Source organism: Streptomyces sp. NPDC006208 (assembly GCF_040613775.1).
Taxonomy (GTDB): domain Bacteria; phylum Actinomycetota; class Actinomycetes; order Streptomycetales; family Streptomycetaceae; genus Streptomyces.
In genome coordinates this window covers 1-2,001 of the sequence record NZ_JBEXSW010000127.1, presented here as the reverse complement: position 1 = coordinate 2,001, position 2,001 = coordinate 1, and the positions used below count along the sequence as shown (strand labels likewise).

The 2,001-nt window shown below is 71.3% G+C and carries 1 protein-coding gene; it reads right to left on the bottom strand.

The window, feature by feature from the left end; translation table 11 throughout:
- Window positions 1–2,001 (bottom strand): acyltransferase domain-containing protein (locus ABZ208_RS38980; RefSeq protein ID WP_356914182.1); only part of this gene is annotated, 2,001 nt, incomplete at both ends.

Here is a 2,001-nt window from a genome sequence, read left to right as displayed (position 1 = left end):
TGTTCCGACTGCGCACTGCGCACCAGACCCCACACCGGAGCCAGCGCCACATCCGGCACCCCGTCACCGACGTCTACGCCGTTACGGGTCACCAGTGCGAGGCGAGCCTCCTTCAGTGAATCGCCGGCCAGCCAGCGCTGCACCAGAGCCAGCGCATCTGTCGCAGCCGTACGTGCCGCCTGGTGCGCGTCACCCGCAGGCGGCTCGACCGTGGCGACGACCAGCTCGGGCGCTTCGGCGCCGTCGGCGAGCGCCTTCTCCAGCGCGTCCAGGTCCGCGAACCGCTCGCCCGGCGCATCGACGTCGCCGAGCACCGCGACGCGAGCCGACGTCGACGGGGTTGCCGGGACCGCCACCCAATCGAGCTGGTACAGCGACCGCTGCCCGCCTCGTCGCGCGGCTTCGAGCTGTGCCTGCTCGACCGGACGGACGTCAAGACGCCCCACGCCGGCGATCGTCGTGCCGTCATCGGCCGCGATGTCGAGCCGCAGCGCGGCCTCACCCGCCAGGCCGACGCGTACCCGCAGTCGGGTCTGTCCGATGCGGTCCAGCCGCACGCCCGACCAGGAGAACGGCAGACCGCCCGGGTTGTCACCGCCGCGGTCGAGCATGCCGAGCCCGCCGTGCAGGGCGGAGTCGAGCAGCGCCGGGTGAACCCCGAATCCCTGGGCGGCACCCGCGACCTCGGGCAGCTCGAGTTCGGTGTACACGTCGTCACCGACGCGCCACGCCGCGCGCACGGCCCGGAACGCGGGGCCGTAGTCGAAGCCGATGTCGGTCAGGCGCGCGTGGTCGTTCACACGGGAGTAGAGGGTTTCGACGGCGATGGGTTCGGCGCCGGCGGGCGGCCACTGGAGGGGGAAGGGCGCGGCCGGTTCGGCGTCCGCGGTCAGCCAGCCGCGCCCGTGGCAAGTGGTCTCCGCCTGCTCGTCCTCACCGGTCTCCGGGCGGGTGTAGACGGCGACCTCACGGCGGCCGTCCTCGCCTGTCTGACCGACGGTGACCTGGACCTGGAGCGCGACGTCGTCCTCCAGGAGCAACGGCGCCTCCAGCACCAGTTCGCCGAGAACGGGGCAGCCCACCTGGCGGCCGGCGGTCAACGCCATCTCCACCAGTGCGGCGCCGGGCACCAGGACCATGCCGAACACCATGTGGTCGCGGGTCCAGGGCTGGGTGTCCTGCGAGATCCGGCCGGTGAACACCCACTCGTCGCGGTCGCCCACCTGCACCGCCGCCGCCAGGACCGGGTGCCCGATCCGACTCTGACCGGCCGCCGCCGCGTCGCCGGTCCCTGCGCCAGGGGTCAGCCAGTAGTGCTCGCGCTGGAACGCATATGTCGGCAGTTCGACCCGCTTGGCGGCGCTGCTTTGGAACAGGGCGGTCCAGTCGACGTGAACACCCGCAGCATGAGCCTCCGAAAGCGACAGCAGGAACCGCCGCAGACCACCCTCGTCACGGCGCAGCGAACCCACCACACCTACACGGTCCTGCACACCATGCGCAGCCAGAGTCCCCTCGACGGCCATGGCCAGTACGGGGTGGGGTGACATTTCCAGGAAGCAGCCGGTGCCGTTGTCGGCGAGGGCGCGTACGGCGGGTTCGAAGCCGACGCGGCTGCGGAGGTTTGCGTACCAGTACGTGGCGTCGAGCGTCTTGGTGTCGATGAACTCGCCCAGGACGGTGGAGTAGAAGGGAACGCGTCCGGACATCGGGGTGATCGGCGCCAGGACCTCTGCCAGCTCTGCTTCGATGGCCTCGACCTGGGCGGAGTGGGAGGCGTAGTCCACCGCGACGCGGCGGGCACGGATGCCGTCACGCTCACAGCCGGCCACGATGTCGTCCAGGGCCTGTGGTTCGCCCGCGATCACCACCGAGGCGGGGCCGTTCACCGCCGCGACCGACACTTGGCCGTCGAACGGGGCCAGGAGTTCTTCGACCTGCTCGACCGGCAGTGCGATCGACACCATGCCGCCCCGGCCCGCGAGACGCTCACGTACCAAT